This is a genomic window from Promicromonospora kroppenstedtii DSM 19349, assembly GCF_000515355.1.
In the GTDB taxonomy this organism is placed as follows: domain Bacteria; phylum Actinomycetota; class Actinomycetes; order Actinomycetales; family Cellulomonadaceae; genus Promicromonospora; species Promicromonospora kroppenstedtii.
Genome location: NZ_KI911749.1, coordinates 3,802 through 5,026, shown reverse-complemented (window position 1 = coordinate 5,026; position 1,225 = coordinate 3,802). Strand labels below are relative to the sequence as shown.

Genomic DNA, 1,225 nt, shown 5'->3' with positions numbered 1-1,225 from the left:
GGCGCATCGGCCCGTCCGGGCGACCCGGCGAGTGCTCCCTGGATGGCGCCCGCCCCACCGATCCTCCGTAGGGCGGCACCGGCACGATCGGGGTCGCGGGCGGCGTCGATCAGCCAGTCGAGGGCGTCGACCGGACCGAGATGTCCCACGAGGGCCCCCGCGACCGGGTCCCCCGGTTCCGCGATCCGGCTCCATGCCGCCCGGGCCAGCACCGGGTCGTCCCGGTCGAAGCGGGGGCCGGTGCGCGGCAGCGCGAAGAGCGGGTCAGTCATGCTCGCCTCCCGTGCGCAGCAGCAGCGCGTTGCCGACGTCGGCCACGGTGGGCGCCGCACGCCCGGCGAGGTCCGCGATGGACCAGGCGATCCGCAGCACCCGGTCGACGCCGCGCAGGCTGAGCCTCCCGGCGGTCATGGCCTTCTCGATCGGGGCGAGCAGCCCGGGGTGGGGCCGGAGCAGGTCGCGCAGGAACCGCCCGGGCATCTCCGCGTTGGTGGACCAGGGTGTGTCCGCAAGCCGGGCGCGGGCGGCCTGGCGCGCGGCGAGCACGCGTGCGGCCACCGCCGACGTCGGCTCTGACGTGCCCTCCATGCGCTCGACCCGGTCCACCGGCTGGACCTCGACCTGCACGTCCACCCGGTCCAGCAGCGGCCCGGAGAGCCGCGCGAAGTACCGGCGCCGGAGCGTCGGCGAGCAGCTGCACTCGAGGCCCTTGCCGATGGCCAGCCCGCACGGGCATGGGTTGGCCGCCATGACAAGCTGGAACCGGGCCGGGTAGCGCGCCGCGCCGCCTGACCGGTGGATCACCAGCTCGCCCTGCTCCAGCGGCTGGCGCAGGGTCTCCAGCACCCGGGCGCCGAACTCCGGGGCCTCGTCCAGGAACAGGATGCCGCGGTGCGCCCGCGACACCGCCCCCGGCCTCGGGATGCCGGACCCACCGCCCACCACGGCCGCCTGCGTGGCCGTGTGGTGCGGGTCCTCGTACGGCGGACGGCGGATCAGCCCGCCGCCGGGATCGAACGTGCCGGCCACGGAGTGCACGGCAGTGACCTCGACGGCCTCGCGATCGGTCAGGTCCGGGAGGATGCCCGGCAGCCGGGAGGCCAGCATCGTCTTGCCCGCGCCGGGCGGTCCGACCAGCAGCAGGTGGTGCCCGCCCGCGGCCGCCACCTCCAGGGCCGCGCGCGGCCGCTCCTGTCCCACGACGTCGGCCAGGTCCCCCGGCAGC

General features: G+C 76.7%; 1 protein-coding gene and 1 pseudogene. Both read right to left on the bottom strand.

All coding sequences use genetic code 11. The features are described 5' to 3' along the window. Positions 1–272 (bottom strand): annotated as a pseudogene (locus tag PROKR_RS36210) (DNA-processing protein DprA); the annotation flags it as partial. Further along, a partial coding sequence (locus PROKR_RS25600) for a YifB family Mg chelatase-like AAA ATPase (protein ID WP_211240241.1) occupies positions 265–1,225 on the bottom strand: 961 nt, incomplete at its 5' end. The pseudogene PROKR_RS36210 and the gene PROKR_RS25600, both read right to left, overlap by 8 nt.